Source organism: Flavobacterium sp. GT3P67 (genome assembly GCF_004349155.1).
GTDB lineage: Bacteria > Bacteroidota > Bacteroidia > Flavobacteriales > Flavobacteriaceae > Flavobacterium > Flavobacterium ranwuense.
The window spans coordinates 296,790-323,087 of sequence record NZ_SMLF01000001.1 but is presented as its reverse complement, the minus strand read 5'-3'; the positions used below and the strand labels follow the sequence as shown (position 1 = coordinate 323,087).

General features: G+C 35.6%; 18 protein-coding genes. 11 read left to right on the top strand and 7 right to left on the bottom strand.

Features of this window, described 5'->3' with window-relative positions; translation table 11 throughout:
- The 3 genes from E0H99_RS01340 to dusB all read left to right on the top strand — a co-directional run bounded on the left by E0H99_RS01340 (position 1) and on the right by dusB (position 4,038).
- The gene (locus E0H99_RS01340) at positions 1–1,671 is read left to right on the top strand and encodes a C45 family autoproteolytic acyltransferase/hydolase (protein ID WP_131990452.1); all 1,671 of its coding nucleotides are present in this window, start codon (positions 1–3) and stop codon (positions 1,669–1,671) included.
- Positions 1,668–2,966 carry a phenylacetate--CoA ligase gene (locus E0H99_RS01335; protein WP_131990451.1) on the top strand — a complete coding sequence of 433 codons (1,299 nt, stop codon included), beginning with the start codon at positions 1,668–1,670 and terminating at the stop codon, positions 2,964–2,966. Before E0H99_RS01340 ends, E0H99_RS01335 begins: the two co-directional genes overlap by 4 nt.
- Before the next feature lie 79 nt (positions 2,967–3,045).
- The gene (gene dusB, locus E0H99_RS01330) at positions 3,046–4,038 is read left to right on the top strand and encodes a tRNA dihydrouridine synthase DusB (protein ID WP_131990450.1); all 993 of its coding nucleotides are present in this window, start codon (positions 3,046–3,048) and stop codon (positions 4,036–4,038) included.
- A gap of 40 nt (positions 4,039–4,078) precedes the next feature.
- On the opposite strand, the gene E0H99_RS01325 is transcribed toward dusB, so the two are convergent.
- The 3 genes from E0H99_RS01325 to rbfA form a co-directional block, all read right to left on the bottom strand.
- Positions 4,079–5,506, bottom strand: a complete 1,428-nt coding sequence (locus E0H99_RS01325) for an MATE family efflux transporter (protein ID WP_131990449.1) — start codon at positions 5,504–5,506, stop codon at positions 4,079–4,081.
- A gap of 167 nt (positions 5,507–5,673) precedes the next feature.
- Complete coding sequence (locus E0H99_RS01320; RefSeq protein WP_131990448.1) at positions 5,674–6,873, bottom strand: ABC transporter permease; 1,200 nt, start codon at positions 6,871–6,873, stop codon at positions 5,674–5,676.
- 3 nt (positions 6,874–6,876) lie between these two features.
- The gene (gene rbfA, locus E0H99_RS01315) at positions 6,877–7,269 is read right to left on the bottom strand and encodes a 30S ribosome-binding factor RbfA (RefSeq protein ID WP_131990447.1); all 393 of its coding nucleotides are present in this window, start codon (positions 7,267–7,269) and stop codon (positions 6,877–6,879) included.
- A gap of 251 nt (positions 7,270–7,520) precedes the next feature.
- Between rbfA and E0H99_RS01310 the strand changes: the two genes are divergently transcribed.
- The 6 genes from E0H99_RS01310 (at position 7,521) to E0H99_RS01285 (ending at position 17,307) form a co-directional block, all read left to right on the top strand.
- Positions 7,521–10,670 carry a UvrD-helicase domain-containing protein gene (locus E0H99_RS01310; RefSeq protein WP_131990446.1) on the top strand — a complete coding sequence of 1,050 codons (3,150 nt, stop codon included), beginning with the start codon at positions 7,521–7,523 and terminating at the stop codon, positions 10,668–10,670.
- 71 nt (positions 10,671–10,741) lie between these two features.
- Positions 10,742–11,935 carry a glycine C-acetyltransferase gene (gene kbl, locus E0H99_RS01305; protein WP_131990445.1) on the top strand — a complete coding sequence of 398 codons (1,194 nt, stop codon included), beginning with the start codon at positions 10,742–10,744 and terminating at the stop codon, positions 11,933–11,935.
- Positions 11,936–12,068: 133 nt separating this feature from the next.
- Entirely contained in the window at positions 12,069–13,502 is a 1,434-nt protein-coding gene (locus E0H99_RS01300) for an OmpA family protein (RefSeq protein WP_131990444.1), read from the top strand.
- A gap of 65 nt (positions 13,503–13,567) precedes the next feature.
- Positions 13,568–16,333, top strand: coding sequence for a PD-(D/E)XK nuclease family protein (locus tag E0H99_RS01295; protein WP_131990443.1), 2,766 nt, complete (start codon positions 13,568–13,570; stop codon positions 16,331–16,333).
- Positions 16,334–16,387: 54 nt separating this feature from the next.
- Positions 16,388–16,639, top strand: a complete 252-nt coding sequence (locus E0H99_RS01290; RefSeq protein ID WP_131990442.1) for a hypothetical protein — start codon at positions 16,388–16,390, stop codon at positions 16,637–16,639.
- Positions 16,636–17,307, top strand: a complete 672-nt coding sequence (locus tag E0H99_RS01285) for an ATP-binding cassette domain-containing protein (RefSeq protein ID WP_131990441.1) — start codon at positions 16,636–16,638, stop codon at positions 17,305–17,307. The genes E0H99_RS01290 and E0H99_RS01285 overlap by 4 nt, the downstream gene beginning before the upstream one ends.
- Here E0H99_RS01285 and E0H99_RS01280 read toward each other — a convergent pair.
- Positions 17,304–18,086, bottom strand: a complete 783-nt coding sequence (locus tag E0H99_RS01280; protein ID WP_131990440.1) for an alpha/beta fold hydrolase — start codon at positions 18,084–18,086, stop codon at positions 17,304–17,306. The two genes, E0H99_RS01285 and E0H99_RS01280, sit on opposite strands and share 4 nt — an antisense overlap.
- 129 nt (positions 18,087–18,215) lie before the next feature.
- On the opposite strand from E0H99_RS01280, the gene E0H99_RS01275 reads away from it, so the two are divergent.
- On the top strand, positions 18,216–19,400 hold the full coding sequence (locus tag E0H99_RS01275) for an AbiH family protein (RefSeq protein ID WP_131990439.1): 1,185 nt from the start codon (positions 18,216–18,218) through the stop codon (positions 19,398–19,400).
- A gap of 47 nt (positions 19,401–19,447) precedes the next feature.
- On the opposite strand, the gene E0H99_RS01270 is transcribed toward E0H99_RS01275, so the two are convergent.
- Together E0H99_RS01270 and E0H99_RS01265 are read right to left on the bottom strand one after the other, a co-directional pair.
- Positions 19,448–20,248, bottom strand: a complete 801-nt coding sequence (locus E0H99_RS01270; RefSeq protein ID WP_131990438.1) for a TIGR00266 family protein — start codon at positions 20,246–20,248, stop codon at positions 19,448–19,450.
- Positions 20,249–20,647: 399 nt separating this feature from the next.
- Positions 20,648–21,940 carry an aminopeptidase P family protein gene (locus tag E0H99_RS01265; RefSeq protein ID WP_131990437.1) on the bottom strand — a complete coding sequence of 431 codons (1,293 nt, stop codon included), beginning with the start codon at positions 21,938–21,940 and terminating at the stop codon, positions 20,648–20,650.
- A 125-nt stretch (positions 21,941–22,065) separates the two neighbouring features.
- Between E0H99_RS01265 and E0H99_RS01260 the strand changes: the two genes are divergently transcribed.
- Positions 22,066–24,921 (top strand): WD40/YVTN/BNR-like repeat-containing protein, encoded by a 2,856-nt coding sequence (locus tag E0H99_RS01260; protein WP_131990436.1) that lies wholly within the window; start codon positions 22,066–22,068, stop codon positions 24,919–24,921.
- A 54-nt stretch (positions 24,922–24,975) separates the two neighbouring features.
- On the opposite strand, the gene aceA is transcribed toward E0H99_RS01260, so the two are convergent.
- Positions 24,976–26,256, bottom strand: coding sequence for an isocitrate lyase (aceA, locus tag E0H99_RS01255; protein ID WP_131990435.1), 1,281 nt, complete (start codon positions 26,254–26,256; stop codon positions 24,976–24,978).
- Positions 26,257–26,298: the final 42 nt, after the last annotated feature.

Sequence of the window (26,298 nt, the reverse complement as noted above, 5' to 3'; positions counted from 1 at the left end):
ATGAAAAGACAGTTTCAATTTGCAATTTTATTTGGGTTTATCCTAACAATTATTTCATGTGGCACTTCAAAATCAATGCGTCATCAACCACAATTGGCGGGGTATAATAACGCTGTCCCAATTGTGAAAAAACATTCGAGCACTTTTTTCTCTTCGGGGAGTAATTATTTATTGAAAAACAAACAAAACCTTTGGGAGCTTTATGTAGAAGGGGACCCGCTCGAAAGAGGATTAATAATGGGAAGCCTCACAGATTCATTATTAAAAAAACAGGATCGTGTTTTTTTCTCTAAAATAAATGATTTGGTTCCGTCAAAATTCAGACAGAGAGTGCTGCGTAATTTTTTAAAATGGTACAATCGAAAAGTATACCTCAATGTACCTAACGAATATCAAGCCGAAATTTATGGTATTTCACGATATAGCTCACATGAATTTGACTACCTCGCCTCTCCGTTTCTTAGAAGTTTGTATTTGCATGCTGCTCATGATATAGGGCATGCAGTACAGGATTTGGCATTGGTGGGTTGTTCTTCTTTTGCTGCTTGGGGCGAAAAATCGAAAGATGGCAGTTTAATTATAGGCAGGAATTTAGATTTTTATGCCGGTGATGAATTTGCCAAAGATAAAATGGTTGCCTTTATTAATCCAAAAGAAGGCTATCCATTTATGATGGTAACTTGGGCAGGAATGATCGGCGCCATTTCAGGAATGAATAGCGAAGGATTGACAGTAACAATTAATTCCGGGAAGTCTAAAATTCCGTTGATTGCCAAAACTCCTGTTTCTATTTTGACGAGAGAAATATTGCAATATGCCGCGACTATTGATGAAGCGATTGCCATTGCCAAAAGCAGAAAAGTCTTTGTTTCCGAATCTATTATGATTGGAAGTGCTCGTGATAAAAAAGCGGTTTTGATTGAAGTTTCTCCAAATGGCTTAGGTGTTTATGATGTTCCAAATAACAATCAATTGCTATGTTCCAATCATTTTCAAAGTGCCGCTTTAAAGAATAACAATAGGAATCAAAAACAAATTAAAAACAGTCATTCTAAATATCGTTTTGAAAGAATGGTGGAATTATTTGATGAAAATAAAAAAATAAATCCTGAAAAAGCAGTTGAAATTCTTCGAAATAAAGATGGTTTGAATAATTTAGCTTTGGGTTATGGAAATGAAAAAGCACTGAATCAATTATTGGCGCATCACGGAATTGTTTTTAAACCAGAACAACGATTGGTTTGGGTCTCATCAAATCCCTATCAAATGGGCGAATTTGTTTGTTATGACTTAAATAAAATTTTCAAGAATAGACATTCAAAAGATTTCATAGTTTCATTGGAACAAGAAAATCTGAATATCCCAAAAGATCCCTTTTTGGAAACCAAAGAATATAAAAATTATGAACTTTATCGAATTGAAGACCGAAAAATAGATTCTTTTTTAAAAAAGAAACAAGATTTACCAACCAATTTTGCCGAAAATTACCAATCTTTGAATCCCGATTATTGGGTTGTTTATTACAAAGTAGGACTTTCCTTTTATCAAAAAAAAGAATATAAATTGGCGCAAGAGCAATTCGAAAAAGCATTGACCAAAGAAATTACCACGCTTCCTAAAAAAGAAGAAATTGAAAAGTATTTAAAGAAAATTAAAAGAAAACTGCAATGATTCCAAAAATAGAAACCGCCACATTAGCCGAAATTAAAGCTTTTCAGGAGCGAAAATTGTTGGAACTTTTAGATTATGTGAATCAAAATTCGCCTTTTTATAAAACTCTTTTTGAGAAAGAAAACATTGATGTCAGCAAAATCAAAACATTAGAAGATTTACAGTTTTTGCCCGTTACAACCAAAGAAGATTTGCAAAAACACAATGATGATTTTCTATGTGTTCCAGCCAATAAAATCATCGATTATGCCACCACATCAGGGACATTAGGCAAACCGGTGACTTTTGGTTTAACCGACAAGGATTTAGATCGACTAGCCTATAATGAAGCCATTTCCTTTGATTGTGCAGGCATAAAAGAAGGTGATATCGTGCAATTGATGACTACCATCGACAGGCGGTTTATGGCTGGATTGGCCTACTTTTTAGGGCTCCGAAAAATGAAAGTTGGCGTGATTCGGGTTGGCGCCGGAATTCCGGAATTGCAATGGGATTCCATTTTAAAATACAAACCAAACTATCTGATAACCGTTCCTTCCTTTTTATTAAAACTCATAGAATATGCCGAGGCTCATAATATTGATTATAACAAATCGGGTATAAAAGGAGCAGTTTGCATTGGCGAATCGCTTAGAAACCAAGATTTTTCGATGAACACCTTGTCTAAAAAAATAACGGAGAAATGGAATATTAAGTTGTATTCGACTTATGCATCTACTGAAATGAGTACTGCTTTTACAGAGTGCGAACATTCGATCGGTGGTCATCATCATCCGGAATTAATCATCCTAGAAGTTTTGGACGAAAATAATAAACCTGTAAAAAATGGTGAATCAGGTGAATTGACTTTTACCACTTTAGGAATTGAAGCTATGCCGTTGGTGCGTTTTAAAACCGGAGACATTGTACAATTGCATAATGAACCTTGTGCTTGTGGGAGAAACACTTTGCGTGTTGGACCCGTTATTGGTCGAAAACAACAAATGATAAAATACAAAGGGACGACCTTGTATCCGCCAGCAATGAATGATGTTTTGAATAATTTTTTAACTATAGAAAGTCATATTATCGAAATTTCAACCAATAATTTAGGTACGGATGAAATCCTTATAAAAATTGCGGTAAACCAGCCGTCTGAAACCTTTTTGCAGGAATTAAAAGATCATTTCAGAGCCAAGCTAAGGGTTAGCCCGAAAATTGAATTCACCACAAAAGAAATCCTGAATCCACTGATTTATAATCCGATGAGCAGAAAGCCAATTCATTTTTTTGATAACAGAATTAACACTCTTTAACACTTTCATAATGAGTGTATTATTACTCTTTTTGTTTTTTTACGTCTAAAAATCGTAATTTTGCAAAAAATTAAAAATAATGGTCAAGATTGGCAACATAATATTACCTGAATTTCCTTTACTTCTCGCGCCCATGGAAGATGTGAGCGATCCGCCTTTTCGCAGATTATGCAAAGCCCATGGTGCCGATTTGATGTATTCGGAATTTATTTCTTCCGAAGGATTGATTCGGGATGCCATCAAAAGCAGAATGAAATTAGATATTTTCGATTACGAACGCCCAGTTGGAATCCAGATTTTTGGTGGAGATGAAGAAGCAATGGCCATGTCCTCAAAAATTGTTTCAGCAGTAAATCCGGATTTAATAGATATTAATTTTGGTTGTCCTGTCAAAAAAGTCGTTTGCAAAGGCGCCGGTGCCGGCGTTTTAAAAGACGTTGATTTGATGATTCGTTTGACTCAGGCTGTTATCGATAGTACGCATTTACCGGTGACTGTAAAAACCCGTTTGGGTTGGGATGACAATTCCATTAATATTGATGAAGTTGCGGAGCGTTTGCAAGACATTGGTGTTGCAGCTTTGAGTATACACGCCAGAACTCGTGCCCAAATGTACAAAGGCCATTCCGACTGGTCTCATATTGCCCGAGTAAAAAATAACCCAAGAATCACAATGCCTATTTTTGGAAACGGTGATATCGATTCTCCAGAAAAAGCATTACATTATAAAAACGAATACGGTATCGACGGAATCATGATTGGTCGCGCCGCCATTGGTTATCCTTGGATTTTCGACGAAATCAAACATTACTTCAAAACAGGCGAGCATTTGCCAAAACCTACTGTTGTCGATAGAGTAGAAGCGGTGCGCAACCACCTCACTTGGGCAATGGAATGGAAAGGAGAAAGACTAGGAATTGTTGAAACCAGACCTCATTACACCAATTATTTTAAAGGAATTCATTCCTTCAAAACCCACAAACAAAAATTAGTAACGCTAGATCGTCCTGAAGAGTTGTTTGCCGCTTTGAATGAGATTGAAGAGGCGTATGCAGGATACGAGGTTGTTTAAATATAAAAGGCTTGACAATTTAATTGTCAAGCCTTTTTTCTTATACTTTTATACGTTTCCACTTCCCCCTTTTGTAGAGAACGATACTTGCCAAAGTAATTGCGGTTTCGGCTATAGGAATCGCTATAAAAACACCTGTTGGTCCCATTTTATAATATTTGGATAATAAATAAGCCAGCGGAATTTGGAATAACCAGAATCCGAAAAAATTAATCATTGTTGGAGTCCAGGTATCGCCGGCTCCATTGAATGTATTAATTAACACCATCCCAATTCCGTAAAAAACATATCCCAAACACATTGTTTGTAATGCTTCAACGGCAATCTTTTGAATAATAAGGTCATTCGTGAAAAATGAAATCAGGGAACGGGAAAAAATCAGTGTAATAACCGTAATAATTGCCATAAAAATTACATTGTATTTTGCGGTGGTAAAAACCGATTTTTCGGCACGTTCAATTTGTTTCGCTCCTAAATTTTGCCCCACCAAAGTTGCAGCGGCATTACTTAATCCCCAAGCAGGAAGAATAAAAAACATCATGATGCGCAATGCGGTTTGATATCCAGCTGAACCGTGATCTCCACCTGTGGTGGCGACCAATTGAGCCAGAAATATCCAACTGCAGGAAGCAATTACAAATTGTAATACTCCAGGGGCCGCGATTTTTACCAATGCTTTTATTTGTTCCAGATCTGGGATAAAATAAGAAGGTATGATTTTTAAAATTCCTCTGCCATTAAATAAATGATACAATTGGTACAAAACACCAATACTTCTTCCGATAGTTGTTGCCAATGCGGCACCCATTAATCCGAAAGCAGGAATGGGTCCAAATCCGTTAATTAATATGGGACATAAAATAATGTTGCAAATATTGGCCAACCAAAGACTTTTCATGGCAATGGCAGCATTTCCTGCGCCACGGAATATTCCGTTAATAAGAAATAAAAGCATGATGCATAAACTTCCGCCCATCATAATGCGAGTGAAGTTAACTCCGTATTCAGCAGCTTCAACGGAGGCTCCCATAAGCAACAAGATGTCTTTGGCATAAATAAAACCAAAAATGCTGATTATTGTATTGATAACAAATGCAATAATGATGGCTTGCATTCCGGCTTTTGCGGCAGCAACAGGATCTTTTTCGCCAATTCGACGCGCAACAACTGCAGTAGCGGCCATACTAATTCCGATAGCAACAGAATAAACAATCGTGATTACCGACTCTGTCAAGCCAACCGCTTGAATTGCATAACTGCTTTGCTCTAAATGGCCGACAAAATATAAATCGACTAAAGCGAAAACCGATTCCATAAGCATTTCCAATACCATCGGAATGGCTAGAAGAATTACCCCTTTTTTTATGCTTCCAGACGTATAATCAAAAGATTCATCTCCTTTGATCGCTTGTTTTAATGTTGTGAAAATTCGAGAAAATAAGTTTTTTTCTAATGTTGTTTCTGTCATGATAAATTAGGATTAATGAGAGGATCAGTCCAGACCTATTAGTCTGAACCAAAAAGTAAATAAAGTGGTCCTAATTATTCGAAAAATAAAGAAGGACTAGACAGAAACTATCATAGCTTTTAGATTTTATGAAAGGTAAATGTAAATATTCTTTTTAATAAAAAAAATTAATCCAATAACTTCTTGCTCACGCGACTACTCGCAATCAGCGAAGCAATAAAGCCAAGCGTGATAATTGTTCCCATAACAATCAGTACATTTTCGAGAGAAAAAATCACAGGATACGCAAGCGTAGGAGTAATCATAACCAGTTGAAAATATTCTTGTAGCAAAACGATTATAATTCCTAAAACCAAGCCAATAATTCCGCCAAAAACACTCAATAAAGTGCCTTGAAGTAGGAATATTTTTCGTAGATCTTTGATTTCAGTTCCAAGATTAAAAAGGGTTTTTAGGTTTCCTTTTTTGTCCAAAATCATCATAATCAATGCGCCAATCAAGTTGAAAAGCGCTACAACTAACACCAAAGTGAATATTAAATACACCGCAATATTCTCGGTATTCAACATTTTATAGAGCGATTCATTGAGTTGTGCCCTGTTTTTTACGGTGATTTTATTGTTGAAAATTGTTTTAAGTTGATCTATAATAGCAGTTTCATCAGCGCCAGTTTTTACTTTGATTTCAATTCCAGAAACCTGATTGGTTTTGTATTCCAATAATTCCTGTGCTAAACCTAAATCGGCAAAAACATATTTCGAATCCAAATCTTCGCTGATGGCATAAATCCCAACAGGGATAATATCCGTTTTATTAAAAGCTTGTTCCGGATTTTCGATAGCGCCTTTTCCTGGTTTTGGAACTAAAACCTCCAATTGACGATTAAAATCCAATAATCCCATCGAGAATTTCTGGGCAATCCCATAACCAACCACCACTTGATACGTATCTGGTTTAAGCCATTGACCATTGAAAAGTTTTGTTTCTATAGCATTTACTTTGCTGAAATTGGAATCAACACCTTTGAGATAAGTAACTTCCTGTTTTCCGTCAAAAGTGAATAAAACACGCTCTTCAATAATTTTAGTATACGAAGCTAAGCCGTCGATTTTCTTGATTTGGCTTTCCTGACTTGGAGAAATCAAAAAGGATTTTCCTAAAGTGCTGCTTATTTTTAGATCAGGATCAATGTCATTGGTAAACGAAAGACTAAAAACTTTCAGTCCGCTAAAAACAGATAAAACCACAAACAAAGCCATGGCGCCAACAATAATTCCCATGCTGGCAATGCGATTGATAATATTGATAGCATTGTTTTTGCTATTGCTAAGAATATAGCGTTTGGCTATGTAAAGGGGGAAATTCAAATTTTATTGAAATCTGCGTTTATCTAAAAGATCTCTGTTTTCTATAGGATTATCTTTATTTGCTAACGCATTGTCAATTTTTTCGATATAGTCTAAAGAGTCGTCAATAAAGAAAACCAAATTAGGAACTTTTCTTAATTGTAAGCGAACACGTTGTGATAAATCGTGTTTTATTGTTTTAGAATTGGACTTAACCGCCTCTAAAATCTCTTTTGCTTTATCCTGAGGAAAAACGCTTAAATGAACTGTAGCCACAGATAAATCTGAAGTTACAATAACCTTGGATACCGAAATAATTAAATTAGCTACTCCGTTTTTTCTCACTTCACCTTGCAGGATATCAACCAAATCTTTTTGGATAACCCCACCTATTTTTTTCTGTCTATTTGTTTCCATGCTGCAAAAATACTACTTTTAAGTTTTATCCCGAAGTTTCGGGGCAAATTTTAAAAGTAACCTGTTAATAGTTGTGTTTTTAGGAGCTATTTCCTGCTGTCCGCTATATCTTTTGTTCCTCGTTAAAAAAAACGAGACACAAAAGGATGCCGCTTCCATCAGGGCTAGTCCCGACGCTTCGGGATTTGGAAATTAGAACGCTAATTCTAAATCAGAAATCTAAAATCGTTAATCAGAAATCTAAAATCTTAATGCAAAGACCATCATTCTCCATATACGACGCATCGGCCGGATCCGGAAAAACCTATGCGCTTGTCAAAGAATACTTGAAAATTATCCTTGTCGCGCCAAAGAACGACGCCTATCGCAACATTCTCGCCATTACGTTTACCAATAAAGCGGTACACGAAATGAAAAGCCGAATCGTAGGCAGTCTTTCTGAATTTGCTAAAGACGAACCGGCGCAAAAAGCGCAGGATTTAATGCAGGATTTAGCAATAGATACGGAATTATCCATCATTCAAATCAAAACCAAATCACAGCAAATCATCAAGCATATTATTCATAATTATGCTGCTTTTGATATTTCGACCATCGATAAATTTACGCATAAAGTGATTCGTGCTTTTGCTCACGATTTGAATTTGCCCATGACTTTTGAAGTCACATTGGACACCGAAAATTTATTGGTTGAAGCCGTCGATGCCATTATTGCCCAAGCCGGAGAAGATGAGACATTAACAAAACTGCTTATCGATTTTACGATGGAAAAAACCGACGATGACAAATCTTGGGATATTTCACGTGAAATTCTAGAAACTGGTCGTTTGGTTCTTAATGAAAATAATCGAAATGAGATTACTCATTTTCAAGATAAATCCATAGCCGAATTTGTTGAAATAAAAAATAAATTAGCCGATGCTTGTAAAGTTTTAGAGAAAGAAAGTATTGTTTTTGCAGAAGAAGCATTGTTATTAATTGATAAAAATGGGATTGATGTAAAATCATTTTCTAGAGGTACTTTCCCAAATCATATTAACAGTATTCAACAAGGAAAATTCAATCCAAAGAATAAAACCTTTCATGAGTTTGATGATATTGCTATCAATAAAACTGCAAAAGACCGAGCGATTATTGAAAATCTGATTCCTGAATTTTTACAAATCCTGACCAAAGTTTACAAAACTTTCGAAAAGATAAATTTCTATAAAGCGTTCTTGAAAAACATTACGCCTTTGTCATTGTTAAATACCGTAAGTAATGAATTAGCCAAAATTCAGGAAGAACAAAATGTACTTTCCATTTCAGAATTTAATGCGATTATCCATCGTGAAATTCAGAATCAGCCGGCACCTTTTATATATGAGAGATTGGGCGAGCGCTACCGTCATTTTTTCATCGATGAATTTCAGGATACTTCTGAAATGCAATGGCAGAACCTGATTCCGCTGATTGATAATGCACTTTCGGGTCAGGATGATTTTGGTGTAAAAGGAACTTTGATGATTGTGGGCGATCCGAAACAATCTATTTACAGATGGCGTGGCGGAAAAGCGGAGCAGTTTATCGAGTTGAGTAAAAACCAAAATCCGTTCAATAATCCCGATAAAAAACTCGAACATTTAGATAAAAATTATCGTAGTTATTCACAGATAATCGAATTCAACAATGATTTTTTCCAATTGATTTCGAACGAATTTGAACATTTGGATTATAAAGAGTTATATGAAAATCACAGTCATCAAAAAACGAATGACAAAACCGGTGGATACGTAAATATTTCTTTTATTCCAAAAGTAGAAACTTCGGAAGATGAAGAAACTTTGGATAAAACCGATTTGTATGTTTTGGCGACATTAAATACGATTCAAAAAACGTTAAAACAAGGCTTTCAATACAAAGATATTGTGATCCTTACTCGAAAAAGAAGTCAAGGAATTGCGATTGCGAATTATTTGACAGAACAAGGAATTCCACTTTTGTCATCGGAAACATTAATGATTCAAAATGCGACCGAAGTTCGATTAATTATTCATTTATTAAAATACTTGAAAAATAGTTCTGATCTGGAATCCAAAGCAAATTTTCTTCAATATTTAGCACAAAACAGTCAGGATAAATTACCGATTCATGATTTTATTGCTCAAGGAATGGCGTTGTTTCAGGAAACTGATTTCGAAAATTGGTTGATGAGTTTTGATGTTTCACTTTCGTTTCAAAACATTAGAAAAAAATCATTGTATGAAGTGGTGGAGACAATAATAGCAAAGTTCCTGAACTCAAAAATAAGTAATGCCTACGTTCAATATTTCCTGGACATTGTTCTGGAACGAGACATTCGCAACCAAGCAGGGATTTCGGACTTCTTAAATTTCTGGGATAAAAATGCGGAGAAATTCAGTATTCCATCTCCGGAAGGGACTAATGCAGTTCGTATTATGACGATTCATAAATCGAAAGGATTGGAATTCCCGGTTGTGATTTTTCCTTTTGCAGAGGAAGATTATAGTCTAAAGCCAAAAGATAAGTTATGGCTCAACGCGGAGGAACAGGATTTTGGTTTGCCAAAAGTGTTGATTGACAATAGTAAAGCGGTGGAAGGATTTGGCGATGAAGCTGCGGAGGTTTACAATCAAAAAAAGCAGGAAGAATTATTGGATAATGTCAATGTTTTGTATGTGGCTTTGACGCGAGCTGAGGAACAATTGTATGTAATTTCAAATATGAATTTATCTAGTAAAGGAGAAGTTCCAAAAAATAACATGTGTGCGTTTTTTATTAATTATTTGATAAACAAAGGAGAATTTGACGAAAGTAAATTGGAGTACGAATTTGGGAAATCAACAAAGTTGTCAAATGAAAAGAAACATGTCGATACTTCTAAAACGATTCCTTTAGTTTCAGAAATTCTAAATCCCAAAAATATAAAAATTGCGCAGCGAGAAGCTCTTATGTGGGGAACGCACCAGCAGGAAGCTATAGAATACGGAAATGTGGTTCACGAAATTTTGTCTTTTGTAAAAACAAAAGCCGACGTGGATTTAGCGATTACAAAATCCATAGAGAGCGGATTAATCACTTTTAGCCAAAAAAAAACAGTTTTTAAAACTATTCAGGAAATTGTTAATCATAGTGAACTTTCAACTTATTTTTCTGAGGGAAATGAAATTATGAATGAACAAACCATTATTCAGAAAGAAGGAAAAACAATCAAACCTGACCGAATGGTTGTGACCAAAGAAAAAGACGTATTTCTGTTAGATTATAAAACAGGAATTCACAATTCAAAATACCAATTACAATTAGAAAATTATCAACATGCGATTGAATTAATGGGATTTAAAGTGGTAAAAAAAGCACTCGTGTATATAGGTTTGTCAATCGATGTAGTACATTTGTAGCCAAAAACTAAAAACTTGAGTCTTCGTGTCTTTAAGACAAAAACTTTAAACCTTAAACTTTAAACAAAATTATGTACGGGAAAATACAACAACATCTGCAGTCAGAACTTCAAACGATTGTAGATAACGGAATTTTTAAATCAGAAAGAATTATCACTTCACCACAAGGAGCAGAAATCACTATTTCTACAGGAGAAACGGTTTTGAATTTTTGTGCCAATAACTATCTGGGATTGTCTTCGCATCCAGAGGTGATTCAGGCGGCAAAAGATGCATTGGATACACATGGTTTCGGAATGTCATCCGTGCGTTTTATTTGTGGAACTCAGGATATTCATAAAACATTAGAGAAAAAGATTTCTGAATTTTACGGGACAGAAGACACGATTCTTTATGCTGCAGCATTTGATGCAAATGGAGGGGTTTTCGAGCCGTTATTAGGAGATCAAGATTGCATTATTTCTGACAGTTTGAATCATGCTTCCATTATTGACGGGGTTCGTTTGTGTAAAGCAGCACGCTATCGTTATGAAAACAGCAATATGGAAGATTTAGAAAAGCAGTTGATTAAGGCTACAGAAGCTGGAACTCGTTTTAAATTAATTGTTACGGATGGTGTTTTCTCGATGGATGGTGTTGTAGCGCCATTAGATAAAATTTGTGATTTAGCTGATAAATATGATGCGATGGTCATGGTTGATGAGTGTCATGCTGCGGGATTTATAGGTGCAACCGGAAAAGGAACGCTCGAGGCAAAAGGTGTGATGGGGAGAGTAGATATCATTACGGGAACTTTAGGAAAAGCACTTGGTGGCGCTATGGGTGGTTACACTACTGCCAAAAAAGAAATTATTGAAATATTGCGTCAACGTTCCAGACCTTATTTGTTTTCAAATTCTTTAGCGCCCGCAATTGTAGGAGCTTCTATCAAAGTTTTTGAGTTATTAGAAAATGATACGACACTAAGAGATAAATTGGAATGGAACACTAATTATTTCAAAGAAGGAATGAAAAAAGCCGGTTTTGACATCATTGATGGTGATTCTGCAATTGTTCCAGTGATGCTTTATGATGCAAAATTATCTCAAACTATGGCAAATGAACTCTTAAAAAAGGGGGTTTATGTCATAGGATTCTTTTTTCCAGTGGTGCCAAAAGATAAAGCTAGGATTAGAGTGCAATTATCGGCAGCTCACACAAAAGTCCATTTAGACAAGGCTGTCAGTGCTTTTGTTGAAGTTGGGAGAATGTTAAATGTTGTATAATTTCGATTTGAAGTTGTATAATTTCCACTTTTGACGATTTTTATAGGTTTTTTTTAACATTTAGTTTTGTAGTTAAAAATTTACGCATTACTTTTGTTTATAATTAACTAAATCGTAATTAAAAAAATTAAGTATGAAACATCTTAAAAAACTTTTACTTGCTGTGATGATGGTGATGGGTCTAAGCTCTCACGCACAAGACAGTAACAATCCATGGGCTATCTCTTTTGGAGTTAATGCCGTTGATACTAAAACCAGTGCTGGTGGAGGAAAAAATTGGGCAGATCGCCATTTTTCTCAACCATTTGCAGTTAAAGACAATTGGAATATTCTTCCTTCTGTATCGTACCTTAGTGTGTCGAAATACATAGGGGATAATTTCTCATTTGGACTTTCTGGTTCTGTGAACAAAATCGATAAATATGTGAGATTTGCTCCAAATGCAGTTGGTCATGATTCTCGTGGATATGTTGTTTCTAATCCAGGAGACTTAATGTATTATGGTATTGATGCAACTATTAGATATAGTTTCATGAATTTGATTAACTCTAAAGTTATTGATCCGTCTCTATCTGTTGGAGGAGGTTATACTTTCTTTGGAGACAGTAGCTACGGAACTTTAAATCCAGGTGCTGGTTTAACTTTTTGGTTTACTGAAAATGTTGGATTAGAACTTGCTACAAAATATAAAAAATCTTTTGGTGATAGAGAAGATGCACCTGGTGTTCCAGATGCTCCGTCACATTTTCAACATTCAGCGGGTCTTATCTTCAAATTCGGAGGTAAAGATACAGATGGTGATGGGATTTATGACAAAGATGATGCTTGTCCAGAAGTTGCTGGTTTAAAAGAATTCAACGGATGTCCTGATACTGATGGAGATGGAATCCAAGATAGTGCTGATGCTTGTCCAGATGTTGCTGGTTTAGCTGCATTGAACGGATGTCCTGATACAGACGGAGATGGAATTGCTGATAAAGATGATGCTTGTCCAGAAGTTGCTGGTTTAGCTGCATTAAAAGGTTGTCCAGATGCTGACGGTGACGGTGTTGCTGATAAAGATGACAAATGTCCTACTGTAAAAGGTCCTAAAGAAAACGCAGGTTGTCCTTGGCCAGATACTGATGGAGATGGTGTTTTAGACAAAGATGATAAATGTCCAGACGTAAGAGGAACTGTTGCTAATCAAGGTTGTCCAGAAGTTTCAGAAGAAGTTATGAAAACTTTAAATAACTATGGTAAAATAATCTTGTTTGATTCTGGTAAATCTACTTTCCAAAAAGGTACTTACACAGTTTTACAATCAATCACTTCTATCTTGAAAGAATATCCTTATTCAAAATTCATGATCGAAGGTCACTGTGATAGTGATGGTAGTAATGAACTTAACCAAACGTTATCTGAGAACAGAGCTGCTGCAGTTAAAAATTATTTAATTGAAAACGGAATTGCTTCTGACAGACTTAGATCTACAGGTTTTGGAGAAACTAAACCAATTGCAACTAACAAAACTGCAAAAGGTAAAGCAATGAACAGAAGAGTTGAAATATCTTTGATTAAAGAATAATTTCTTTCTAAAATATTTATGGAAAACGCCTCGATTTATCGGGGCGTTTTTTTTATTTTTATAAAATGACAAATACTTCTTTTTTAGATAAAATAGCTTCGGTTTTAATCGAAAATTACTCGGACAATCTTTCTAATACAATTGTTGTTTTACCAAACAAACGAGCCAAAATATTCTTAATTGAAGCCTTAAAAAATCAAGTCACAACAAATATACTTTCGCCCGAAATTATAAGTATTGAAGATTTTGTTCAAAACATAGCCGGTATTCGTACCATAGAGCCCATTGAATTATTATTTGAATTCTACGAAGTCTACTTATCTATTACCGATAAAGCAAATCAACAAACCTTTGAATTGTTTGCCAATTGGGCAAAAACATTGTTGCAGGATTTTAATGAAATTGACCGTTATTTATTAGAACCATCCCATGTTCTTTCGTATTTGAAAGATATTGAAGACATCAAAAAGTGGGGAATTGAAGTCGAAAACAAAACGACCTTATTAGAGAAATATATTGATTTTTGGAAGTTACTGCCCAATTACTATCAATCCCTTTATGCTCATTTGCTGAATAAAGGAATCGGTTATCAGGGCTTGATTTATAGGGAAGCGGTAAACAATCTAAATCATTTTTCGAATTCTGTACAAGACAAACAATTTGTGTTTGCTGGTTTTAATGCGTTGAATGCAGCCGAAGAAAAAATAATCCAGCACCTTATCGCTTCTGATCAGGCCAAAATATATTGGGATGTAGATCAAACCTTTCTAAATGATCCATATCACGATGCAGGGCTGTTTGTACGACGTTTCAAAGAAAGCTGGAAACATTATAAACAACATCCGTTTGAATGGATTGTAAATGATTTTTCGCAGACTAAAAACATTCAGGTTATTGGAACACCAAAAACAATTGGTCAGGCTAAAATAGCCGGAAGTATTATTGAAAAGATCATCAATGAAAACCCAGAAGGGAAGCTTGATAAAGTAGCTGTGGTTCTGGGAGAGGAAAATCTTTTGGTTCCGCTTTTATATTCGTTACCGTCAAGCGTTGGCGCTTTGAATATTACTATGGGGTATTCGAGTAAAAACAATCCAGCGCAGATTCTGATTGCCAAATTATTCAAAATGCACACGAATGCATTCTCCAGAAATGCCAAAAGTTACGTGTTGTATTACAAAGATGTATTGGATGTTTTGACCCATCCTTTGGTGGAACCGTATGCGAAAACCAGCGCGCTTGTTCATACCATCAATCAAAACAATTATACTTTTATTACGCATCATAAATTGATGGAATTAAATGCAAATCCATCGGAGTTATTTCTTTTGTTATTCCAAAAATGGGAAAACGGCTCGATTCCGGTATTAGAGACTATTTCCAAATTATTGCAAACGATTAAAAACAATTTGAGCAATGACAATGAAGAAGAAAAAATCACTAAGTCTTTTGTTTTTGCCATTTTTAAGGTAATCAATAAACTAATTAATTATTATTCGAAGCACGAACATATTGATAAAATAGAAACACTTTATGCCATATACAAACAAGTAATTGATTTGGCCGAAGTTTCTTTTGAAGGAGAACCTTTGAATGGTTTGCAGATTATGGGAGTGTTAGAAAGCCGTGTTTTGGACTTTGATACTGTTATTGTTACTTCGATGAATGAAGGGAAATTTCCGGCGGGAAAATCGCAAAATTCTTTTATTCCGTATGATGTGAAACGCGAATTGGGTTTGCCGACATTCAAAGAAAAAGACGCTATTTATACGTATCATTTTTACCATTTGTTACAAAGAGCAAAGAATATCTATTTAATTTATAATACAGAAAGTGAAGGATTGGATGCAGGTGAAAAAAGCCGATTCATAACGCAACTCGAGGTCGAAAGGCAAAAAAATCATACTTTGATACATGAAATTTACAATGCAGTTTTACCTGAAACGGCATATCAACCGATGGTAATTCCAAAGTCAGAAAGTGTGATGGTACGATTGAAAGAAATTGCAGAAAAAGGGTTTTCTCCATCAGCATTGACGAGTTATATCCGAAATCCGATTCAGTTTTATTTCCAAAAGATTTTGCGCATCAGTGAAGTCGAAGAAGTCGAAGAAAATATTGCCTTGAATACGTTGGGAACCATTATCCACGAAACTTTGAAGGTTTTATACGAACCATTCATTAGTAAATTTATTTCAGAAAGTGATATTTTAAATTGTTTCAAACAAATTGACGCTGAGGTTTTAAAGCAATTTAAATTGGTTTACAAAGAAGGCGAGATCAAAAAAGGACGAAATTTATTGGCGTTTGAAGTCGCCAAACGAAATGTTTCGAATTTCTTGAAAGTAGAATTAGAAAGTATTAAGAGTGGCGATGCGATAAAAATTATTGCTTTGGAGCAAACATTTGGACGTACTTTAAATCATCCTAATTTACCTTTTCCGATATTGATAAAAGGTAATGTAGATAGAATTGAAGAGCGTAGCGGAATCATTAGAATTATCGATTACAAAACTGGAAAAGTAGAAAAAGCTAGCGTCACTTTGAAATCCTGGAAAGGATTAACGGAAGACATTAAAAGCGACAAAATCATTCAGGTTTTAGCTTATGCGTTCATGTACGAAAAAGAGGCGAAGGGAAAACCAATTGAAGCCGGAATTATTTCCTTTAAAAATTTGAAAGCAGGATTTCTTCCGTTTAATTTTAAAGAAGAAAAGGACACCAATTCAATTATAAATGAAGAAATTTTGAGTAATTATATAGAACAAATGGTTCTTTTATTAAGCGAAATTTTAGACGAGAATATACCTTTTAAAGAGAAAATAATTTAAATAGAATTTCCAATCAGAAAATTAACCAACATCTTCGAGTTTTACAAAAGTACTTTGACGATAAACGTGTCAATAAGCGCTTTGGTATGGGTTCTTGGAGGATTTGAAACCTTCAAATACGTACTTATTATTTTTGGTTTCTTTATCAGTATTTTGATAAAAGAAGTGAGTGCTAAAAATGAATACCTGTTTTATTACAACAACGGAATCTCAAAACTGCAGTTGTTTGTGTATGGTTTTATGCTGAATTTTGTTTTTTCGATGGTGCTGATTTTAGTCATTAATGTAGTATTGAAATTCGTATGACTAAAAGTGTTTTAGAAGTGGACAGTGTCCAAAAACAATATGATGGGAAAATCATAGTTTCTGATGTGTATTTAAAGTGCGAAACCGCTGATATTATTGGTATTTTAGGAAGAAATGGCTCCGGAAAATCGACATTGTTAAAAATCATTTTCGGAATTGTAACTGCTGATTTTAAATTTGTTCGGGTTGATGGCGTCGTGAAATCAAAAACCAGCGATTTGCTAAACCAAATCAGTTATTTGCCTCAAGAGAATTTTATTCCAAATTCATTTTCGATAAAAAAGACAATTCAATTGTCCATTACCAAAGAGAAATTGCAGGAATTTTATGCTGATGAAATGATTCAGATGATACTGAACAAAAAAATAAAGCATTTGTCCGGCGGAGAATTACGGTATTTAGAAATTAAATTAATCCTGAATAATGCGTCAAAATTTGTTTTACTGGACGAGCCTTACAATGGTTTGTCGCCAATCATGATTGAAAAAATAAATGGATTAATCACTGCAATGTCCCGTGTAAAAGGCATTATTATCACGGACCATAATTATGAAAATGTGATTAAAGTTTCCACAAAACTAGCGTTGATGAAAGAAGGGAAAATGCACCATTTAAAAGACAAAAGCGAATTGGTTGAAAAAGGGTATTTGAAATCAGGAATGATTTAGATGCTTTTGAAAAAAGCCAACAATACGATCAATAATTGGTTTTGGTTCTCAATATGACTCATGTGTCCGTCGGGAAAAGTCACCAGTTTCATAGCCGTGTTTTCTATCTGTTCTTTAGTTTCTTCGTAATTTAAAACAGGATCTTTTTCGCCCAGAATTAATAATTTTGGATAGGGTGTAAGATGCAATAACACTTCCCGATCTTGTCTTATTTTCATTCCTTCCAGTGACGCAACGATTCCTTGGAGCGGTGTTTTCAAAGCTTCTTTTTTTACGCTTTCAATTTCTGATGAAAGTCGTTCTCTGTTGGATTCGCTGAATAAGTTTGCGATAGAAAGTGAAACAAAATTGATAAAAGATTGTTTTACCGCTTTGATAGCTCGATCCCGATTTGTTTTTCGTTCCTCGCTGTCGGCTCGTGCGGTCGAGTTTAATAAAACCAATCCTTTTATAGTGTCAGGATACAATTCGGCGAAAGCCAATGCCACATAACCGCCCATAGAATGCCCGACAAAAATGGCTTTTCTGATGCGCAATTCCGATAAAACAGCGTGAACCGCATCAGCATTATCTTCCATTGTTTGTACGTAACTCAAACATTCCGTTTCGCCATGTCCCAATAAATCAATCGTGATGACACGGTTTTTTTTAGCAAACTCCGGAATGTAAAAATCCCACATGCCTTTGTTTTCCAAGAAACCATGAAGCAAGACAATAGCGGTTCCTTTCCCGGTATCGGAATAGGAAATGTTGGTATTTTTAAAGAGAATTTGTTTCAAAATGGAAATTTAGTCTACAAAAGTAGCATTTTATTTTTTTAACCATTTAAGAAATAGAAGGTCATATAGGCAATTGATGAAGGCGCTTGTATTAAAAACAGTACATTTGAGGAAAGCATTTTATAAAATATGAACAGACTTGTAATTATTGGGAACGGTTTTGATTTGGCTCATGGATTGCCAACTTCTTATAGAGATTTTATTGATGATTTCTGGAAAAATTTTAAAGATAAATGTAAAAGTGAGGAATATCAAAAATTGGTAATTACACATGATTTGTATAATGGATATTACAATGGATCTAATCGAATTGAGAATTTTAATGATTTAAAATTGAGTTTAAAAAATTATGCAAAAGGAAATGGACATAGATATGACTTAGATAATTTTGTTTGTAGTAATGAGCAGGGTATTATTTTTGCATTCAGAAATGTTTTTTTTAAATTAGTTAATAAAAAAAATTCTGAAAATTGGGTTGATATTGAAAATGAGTATTATAGAGAGTTAAAAACAATTGTGAAATTGAACTCTTTAACAATTGCAGAAAAAAAGCGACAAACGATAATTTTAAATAAAGAATTTGAAGAAGTTAAAAATCTTTTAGAAAGATATTTAAAAGTAAAAGTTGAAGAACAATATGATTTTACGTTGTATAGAGATAATCCCATTAAAGATATTCTCTTACCAGAATTAATAAATAGATTTGACGAGAAAGAATTTCTAAATGAATTTCAATATAGTGATCAATTATATGTTAAAGAATTTCTGCGAAAAGCAGAAAAAAATTATGATCTCACTACTTTTTTTTTAAATTTTAATTACACAAAATTAGTACAAGAATATTTTTATGGATTTGCATATACAAAACAAATAAATTACATCCATGGTAAACTAAACGATTCTATTAATAGAGTTAATTTTGGTTTTGGAGACGAAATGGATGATGATTATAAAATGATTGAAAACATAGATGATAATGAGTATTTAAGAAATTTTAAGTCTTTTCAATATCTACAAAGTTCAAATTACAAAAGTCTTTTAGATTTTGTTGAAAGTGATCGAAAATTTCAAGTTTATATAATGGGACATTCTTGTGGATTGTCAGATAGAACAATGCTTAATACAATTTTTGAACATCCAAATTGTATATCAATAAAGGTCTTTTATCATCAAAGAGAAGATGGAACTGATAACTATACTGAAATTATTCAAAATATTTCAAGACATTTCAATAAGAAGAAATTAATGAGAGAAAAAATAGTAAACAAAACACTTTGTGAGCCATTACCTCAAATGCAACTTCCTTTAAAATAAAAACGGCTCCCATTCCTGAAAGCCGTTTGAATTACTATTTTAAAAGATTAAAAACGATTATCACCGTCCAAAAGATTTCCAAGTCCACCTAATAAACTGCCTTCGTCGCGACTGTTTCCACCAGCTTTTGGTGCTGATGCGATGATTCTGTCGGCAAGTCGGCTGAAAGGCAAGGATTGTACGTAAACCGTTCCCGGACCACGAAGTGTGGCGTAAAATAATCCTTCTCCACCAAAAATAGAATTCTTGATGCCGCCAATAAACTCAATGTCGTAATCGACATCTTTGGTAAAGCCTACGATACAACCGGTGTCAACTTTTAGGATTTCGCCTGCGGCTAATTCTTTCTTGGCCAATGTTCCACCGGTATGTACAAACGCCAGACCGTCGCCTTCTAATTTTTGCATGATGAAACCTTCGCCGCCAAACAATCCGCGACCCAGTTTTTTAGAGAATTCGATTCCAACGGAAACGCCTTTGGCAGCGCAGAGAAAGGCGTCTTTCTGGCAGATGAATTTTCCGTTAAATTGCGTTAAGTCAATTGGGATAATTTTTCCGGGATACGGTGAGGCAAATGAAACTTTGCTTTTGGTATTGTTTTGATTGATGAACGCAGTCATGAAAAGACTTTCGCCGGTCAGGACTCTTTTTCCTGCGCTTAAAAGTTTATCTAATAATCCGTTTTCCTGCCCGGAACCGTCTCCAAAAATGGTTTCCATTTGGATATTATTGTCCATCATCATAAAACTTCCCGCTTCGGCAATTACAATTTCCTGAGGATCTAATTCTATTTCCACATATTGCATTTCCTCGCCATATATGTGGTAGTCTATTTCGTGTGCTTGCATGATTTCTGTACTTTAAGTTTTTATTTAAAAGTTTTTACCATTAAGAAATTAAGTTTCATTAAGAATCAGAGCTTAATTTTTCTTAATTTCTTAATGGTTATTGTTTATAAAAATATGATGTTTTTCAAAACATTTATTATTTTAAATAAGTCGGAAGCTTGATTATAAAGTTACGGTTTTATGATGAATTTTGGAGTTGATGTTATTGAGTTATATGTTTTCTTGTTGAAGCGCGCAAGGGATAATAGCGGAAAGCCCAGAGCACCGCATTTTTTTTGCGGTGCGAGGGCTTGCAGCGGATAGCCCGACGCAACCGGAGTTTACGGAGGTTGGGTTGCGCCCAAAAAAAAATCGGTTCACATTGCTGTAAACCGATTTGTTATTTGTTATCTGAAATTGTTATGCGTTCATTAATTCTTCGATTTCGTCCACTTCAATTGGGATGTTGCGCATCATGTTGAATGGTTCGCCACTTTCCTGAACGATGATGTTGTCTTCCAGACGGATTCCGAAACCTTCAGCAGGAATGTAAATTCCCGGCTCAACGGTGAACACCATATTGGCTTGCATGGGCTCGGTCAGGATTCCGTAATCGTGCGTGTCCAATCCCATGTGGTGGGATGTTCCGTGCATGAAATATTTTTTATAAGCGGGCCATTCCGGATTTTCATTTTGTACATCGGCTTTGTCAATAAGACCCAAACCTAGTAATTCTGAAGTCATTAATTTCCCGACTTCAATATGGTATTGTTTCCAAAGTGTTCCTGTTGTCAGCATTTTGGTTGCTTCATTTTTTACACGTAAAACCGCATTGTACACTTCTTTTTGTCTTTTGGTGTACTTTCCTGAAACCGGAATTGTTCGCGTCATGTCACTGGAATAATTGGCGTATTCTGCCGCAACATCTAGTAAAATCAAATCACCTGCTTTGCATTGTTGGTTGTTTTCGATGTAGTGCAACACATTGGCATTGTTTCCGGAAGCGATAATTGGCGTGTATGCAAAACCTCTGGAACGGTTGCGAATGAATTCATGGATCAACTCGGCTTCGATTTCGTATTCGGTAACGTTTGGTTTTACAAAGGATAATAATCTTCTAAAACCAAGTTCGGTAATGTTACAGGCTTTTTGGATTAAATCCAATTCTTCAGTTTCTTTTACAGAACGAAGGCGTTGCAATATCGGATTACTTTTTGCGACAGCATGTGCGGGATATTTGTCTTTCCACCATTTTACAAAACGGGCTTCACGCGTTTCGGTTTCTACGGTAGCACGATAATGTTCGTTAGTATTGATGTAAATCGTGTCAGAATGCGTCATCATTTCGAATAAGACTTTCTCAAATTCTTGTAACCAATACACGGTTCTGATTCCTGTTACTTCAAAAGCGCGCTCTTTAGTCAGTTTTTCACCTTCCCAAATCGCAATGTGCTCGCTGGTTTCTTTCAAAAAAATCATTTCTCTTTGATGCTCGTAAGGCGCATCCGGAAAAAGCAATAAAATGCTTTCTTCCTGATCTACTCCGCTTAAATAAAAGATGTCGCGGTGTTGTGCAAAAGGCAAAGTGCTATCAGCAGAAACGGGATAAATATCATTGGAATTGAAAATAGCAACACTTTTTGGCTTCATCTGAGCCATGAATTTTTCTCTATTTTTTATAAATAAATCTCGGTCAATTTGATGGTATTTCATAACAATTCGTTTTTATACATTGAAAATTCAAAAATACTAACTTTGAGAGAAAAGGATGTTAATTAGACTATAAAATTTTCAGATAACTATTTTTATGATTAATTTTCCAATTCAAATCAATTTACATGAAAAAAATAGTACTCTTTTCGGCCCTTATTCTACAAAGTGTTTCTTGGGGACAAGTTTCTACTGAAGTAATTCAGCAAGCCTTGGAAGCCAAAAAACAAATGGAGAAACAATCGCTTTTCCAGAATGTTACTTTCGAAAATGTGGGTCCAACGGTGATGAGCGGCAGAGTGGTCGATGTGGATGTGAATCCGGAAAATCCAACCGAATTTTATGTGGGGTATGCTTCAGGCGGACTTTGGTACACAAATAATAATGGGATGAGTTTTTTGCCTGTTATGGATGCGGCGCCTACGCAAAATGTGGGTGATATCGCGATAGACTGGAAACGAGGGACCATTTGGGTAGGAACTGGCGAAGTAAATTCGTCCCGCTCGTCTTATGCCGGAATTGGAATTTTGAAATCCGAAGATAAAGGAAAGACTTGGCAAAATATGGGATTGCACGACAGTCATCACATCAGCAGAATCCTGATTAATCCGTCAAATCCTGATGAAGTTGTTGTGGGAGCAGTGGGTCATTTGTATTCAAAAAATGAAGAACGAGGGGTTTATAAAACTACTAATGGCGGGAAAACGTGGAATAAAACACTTTATATAGACGATGAAACGGGGATTATAGATGTGGCTGTTTCGCCAAAAAATTTCAAGGTTCAATATGCGGCTTCTTGGAGTAAAGACAGAAAAGCATGGGATTTTATAGGAAGTGGAGCCACTTCGGGAATTTATAAAAGTAAAGATGCAGGATTGACATGGAAGCTTTTTACAACTGGTGAAAGCGGATTTCCAGTAGGGGAAGGCGTTGGTCGTATTGGTTTAGCGGTCTATGATGATTCTAACGTTTATGCCATTTTGGATAACCAATTCAAAAGACCGTTGCAGTCCAAAAAAAGTAATTCGTTACCGGTTGCGTTTTCTATGCCGGGAGACGAATTCTTAAAAATACCAAATAAAAGTTTGAATTCTATTTTAAAGAATTACGGATTGACCGAAAAATACAGAGCCGAAAATATTAAACACTGGGTTCAAAACGGATATTTGCAACCTGATGAAGCCGCCAAAGTGGTTCTGGATGCCATTAACAGTTTAGCCGAGACAGAAGTTATAGGTGCCGAAGTATACAAATCAGATAACGGAGGAAAAAATTGGACTAAGACCCATCAGGATTTTATCGATGATTTCTTTTATTCATACGGATATTATTTCAGCGTTATTTCTGTTGATCCGAACGATGTGAATAAAATTTATTTATCGGGTGTGCCCATTATAAAATCAAATGATGGCGGAAAAACATTTACATCCATAAGTGAAGATAATGTTCACTCGGATCATCACGTAGTTTGGGTGAATCCGAATAAATCGGGGCATTTAATTAACGGAAATGACGGCGGGTTGAATATTTCGTATGATGATGGAGCGCATTGGGTGAAAAGTAATTCGCATTCTGTGAGTCAGTTTTATTCAGTGAATGTGGATGAACAAGAACCGTATAATATTTATGGCGGAATGCAGGATAATGGTGTTTGGGTTGGACCAAGTAATTACAAATATTCGTCAGAATGGTACCAAACTGGAAAATATCCGTATGAAAATTTGATAGGAGGTGATGGAATGCAAACTCAAATCGACAAAAGAAATCCAAATATTGTTTTTACAGGGTTTCAATTTGGAAATTATTATAGAATAGATCGTGCGAATAACAAGCGTGAATATATTTCTCCAAAGCCAAAAAAAGACGAGAAGCCCTTTCGATTCAATTGGCAAACGCCTATTTTATTGTCTTCGCATAACCAAGATATCTTGTACATGGGGTCTAATTTCTTGCACCGTTCTATGAATCAAGGGGAAACTTGGACGGCTATTTCGCCTGATTTGACGCAAGGAGTGAAAGAAGGAAATGTCGCTTTTGGAACAATTGCTGCTATCAGCGAAAGCCCATTACAGTTTGGTTTACTCTACACGGGAAGCGATGACGGGTTGCTGCATGTATCGAAAGATGGCGGTGCAACTTGGAACAAAATTTCAGGAAATTTACCTCAAAACCGATGGGTTTCAAGAGTCGTGGCTTCGGCGCACAAGAAAGAAAGAGTGTATGCGACTTTAAACGGATATCGTAATGATGATTTTGCTAGTTATGTGTATGTGTCAGATGATTTTGGACAAACTTGGAAAAATATAGCGAATAATTTACCTGCAAGTCCAGTGAATGTAATTGTGGAGGATAATGTCAATGAGAATATTTTATATCTGGGAACAGACAACGGATTGTATGTTTCGTTAAATAAAGGAACGAGCTGGGATGATTTTTCTAATGGGATTCCTAATGTTGCCGTTCACGATGTAGTGATTCAAAAGAAAGCAAAAGATTTAGTGGTAGGAACCCACGGTCGTTCGGTGTATAAAGTCAATTTGGGACAAGTGCAAGAATTGAATGATAAAGTTGTAGCGAAAAATCTTCATGTTTTTGAGCTTAAAAAAATAGAAAAATCCAAAAATTGGGGTAACAGTTGGAGTTCTTGGGCTAAGGCTTCAGAGCCAAAAGTGGAGATTTGGTTTTATTCAAATGCTGATACAGAAGTTCTGCTGCAGATTGAAAACAGCTTAAAAGAAGTTGTTTTTTCTCAAAAGGTGAAAGCTGTAAAAGGGTTGAATAAGCAAGAGTATGATTTTTCTTTGACCAAAGAAGCTGCGGATAGATTAAAAAATAAAGACAAAAAACTAAAATTGGAACAAGCTAAAAACGGCAAATATTACCTTCCAATTTCAGTGAATAAAATCAGTATTCAAAAAGGAAGCGAGAAAGTCGTTACTGATCTTGAAATTATTGAATCAAAATTAACAGTCATTCAGCTTTAAAAACAAAAAACACGATTTCAGATGAAATCGTGTTTTTTTATGGTTGCTACTTTTCTAAAACTGTGCTACTTCTGTAGAATCTTTCATCGCAGTAGTAGAAGATTTTCCGATTGTCACGGTATTTTGTACCGCATCAAAATAAGAAGTTCCTACGAAACCTTGGTGTTTTACCGCTTTGAAACCGTGTTTTTGCAAAGCAAATTCTCTTTCTTGTAATTCAGAATATCCGGCCATTCCTCTTTCTTTGTACGCTTTAGACAATTCGAACATGCTGGTGTTCAACGCGTGGAATCCGGCTAATGTGATGAACTGGAATTTGTATCCCATTGCCGCAAGATCTTCTCTGAATGTTTCCATTTCAGCAACTGATAATTTAGCAGCCCAGTTGAAAGAAGGCGAACAGTTGTAAGCTAACATTTTCCCCGGGAATTTTGCGTGAATTCCTTCGGCAAATTGTCTTGCGTAATCAAGATCCGGATTACTGGTTTCCATCCAAATTAAATCAGCATAAGGCGCATAACTCAATCCTCTGTCAATTCCTTGTTCTACACCGCAATTTACATAGAAAAAGCCTTCTCCTGTTTTTTCACCTGTGATGAATTTAGCGTCTCTAGGGTCAATATCGCTAGTTAGTAAGTTGGCTGCATCAGCATCTGTACGGGCAACAACAATTGTTGGCGTCCCCATAACATCAGCTGCTAGTCTTGCTGCAATTAATTTATTGATGGCTTCTTGAGTAGGAACCAATACTTTTCCACCTAAGTGGCCACATTTTTTTGCAGAACTCAATTGATCTTCAAAGTGAACTCCGGCAGCTCCCGCTTCAATCATGGATTTCATTAATTCAAAAGCGTTAAGGTTTCCTCCAAAACCAGCTTCGGCATCAGCAACAATAGGAACTAGATATTCTTTTTTGTCTGCAGTTCCGTTAACGACTTGTATTTGGTCTGCTCTCAAAAGGGCATTGTTGATACGTTTTACTACCAATGGAACACTGTTAGCAGGATATAAAGATTGGTCAGGATACATTTCGCCAGCTACGTTTGCATCAGCAGCTACCTGCCATCCACTCAAATAAATAGCGTCTAAGCCCGCTTCAACTTCTTGAATGGCTTGATTTCCGGTAAGCGCGCCAAGTCCGGCTACAAAATCCTGAGAATTTAGCTTATTCCATAAAGTATTCGCTCCAATTCTGGCTACACTATGCTCTATTTGATAAGAACCTTGCAATTTTACCACTTCCTCTGCGGTGTATGGTCGCTCAATGCCATTCCATCTTGGGTTCGTAATCCAGTCGGTAACTAATTCTTGAATTCTTGTTTCTGTGGTTTTCATAGTGTTTATAAAGGTTTAATGGTGTTTAATAGTTTTTTTATT